At 65.6% G+C, this 1,681-nt stretch carries 2 protein-coding genes; one reads left to right on the top strand and one right to left on the bottom strand.

The window, feature by feature from the left end:
- The first annotated feature begins 63 nt into the window (after positions 1-63).
- Entirely contained in the window at positions 64-978 is a 915-nt protein-coding gene (locus EN781_RS32025) for a DMT family transporter (protein ID WP_126058144.1), read from the top strand.
- A gap of 28 nt (positions 979-1,006) precedes the next feature.
- On the opposite strand, the gene ubiG is transcribed toward EN781_RS32025, so the two are convergent.
- On the bottom strand, positions 1,007-1,681 hold a 675-nt coding region (gene ubiG, locus EN781_RS32020), incomplete at its 5' end, for a bifunctional 2-polyprenyl-6-hydroxyphenol methylase/3-demethylubiquinol 3-O-methyltransferase UbiG (RefSeq protein WP_127400702.1).

Here is a 1,681-nt window from a genome sequence, read left to right as displayed (position 1 = left end):
GCACTATGTTATCGCAAAACACAATAGCGGCCAAGCGCCGCGATTGAACTACGGGACCATCTGATGAAATTTCTCTGGGACTCGGCTGCCGGCCTGCTGGTCGTCACCGGCAGCCTGCTCGGCCTGACGCTGCCGTTCGGCAAGCTGGCGACGGCGGCCGGTGTGCCGGCCATGGTCTGGGCCTTCGTCATCTCGCTCGGCGCCGGCGGCGTGCTGTTGCTGGCGCTTCTTTTGCGCGGCGAGCGTATTCGGCTGACGGCACACAGGCTGCGCTATTTCTTCATCACCGCGGCAGTGTCCTATGCCTTCCCCAATTTGTTGATGTTCTCGGCCATTCCGCATCTCGGCGCCGGTTACACCGGCATCATGTTCACGCTGTCGCCGGTCGTCACGCTGGTGTTCTCGATCCTACTCGGCGTCAGGCGGCCGAATCTGCTCGGTGTCGTCGGCATCGCCGTCGGCTTCGTCGGTGCGGTGATGGTAGCGGTCACGCGCGGCGAGGCCGGCCAGCCGGCCGAGTTCTTCTGGGTGGCGGTCGGGCTGCTGATCCCGGTCAGCCTCGCCGCCGGCAATATCTACCGCACCGTCGACTGGCCCGAAGAGACCGGTCCGATCGAGCTTGCCGTCGGCAGCCATCTGGCCTCGGCCACGCTGCTGCTGGCAGGCATTCTGGCCTTGCTGGGCAAGAGCGCATTTGTCCCGCTCAGCGGCGTGCCGCTGGTGGTCGCCGGCCAGGTGGCGTCGGCCTCGGCGATGTTTGCCTTCTTCTTCCGCCTGCAGGCGGTCGGCGGCCCGGTCTATCTCAGCCAGATCGGCTACGTCGCGGCTGCTGTCGGCCTGTTCGCCGGCACGATCTTCCTTGGCGAGCACTACCAGTTGCTGACCTGGATGGGTGCGATGATCATCACCGCTGGCGTGTTCATCACCACCAGGGCGCAGAGCCAGACCAGTGCCAGGCTGCAGGGTCAGGCAGCGTGAGCTCCGAGATCGATGCCGAGGAGATCGCTCAGACCGATCCCTTTTCGGCCAGCACCATGTAGTTGACGTCCATGTCCTTCGACCGCTGCCAGCGGTCGGCCAGCGGATGGTAGACGACGCCGGTGCGGTCGATGATGGTCAGGCCGGCAGCACCAAGCGCCTTTTCCAGTTCTTCCGGCCGCACCAACTTGCCGAACTGGTGTGTGCCGCGCGGCAGCCAGCGCAGCACATATTCGGCGCCGATGATGGCAAGGCCGAGCGCCTTCAGCGTGCGGTTGATGGTGGCGACGAACATGATGCCGCCGGGCTTGACCATCTGGCCGCATTTGGCGACGAACAGGTCGATGTCGGCGACGTGCTCCACCACTTCCATGTTGAGGATGACGTCGAATGTCTCGCCGGCGTCGGCGAGGTCCTCCGCCGTCGTGGCGCGGTAGTCGACACTGACGCCGACCTCGGCCGCATGCAGCTTTGCCACCTCGATGTTGGTGACGGAAGCGTCGGCGCCGACCACTTCGGCGCCGAGCCTGGCCATCGGCTCGCACAAAAGCCCGCCGCCGCAGCCGATGTCGAGAAAACGCAGGCCCTCGAACGGCCGCGCCGCGCGCGGATCGCGGCCAAAGCGTGCCGCCACCTGGTCGCGGATGTAGGCAAGCCGGACCGGATTGAACTTGTGCAGCGGCCTGAATTTGCCGTTCGGGTT

The sequence above is a fragment of the Mesorhizobium sp. M4A.F.Ca.ET.090.04.2.1 genome, assembly GCF_003999085.1.
In the GTDB taxonomy this organism is placed as follows: domain Bacteria; phylum Pseudomonadota; class Alphaproteobacteria; order Rhizobiales; family Rhizobiaceae; genus Mesorhizobium.
This window is presented reverse-complemented; position numbering and strand designations above follow the sequence as displayed.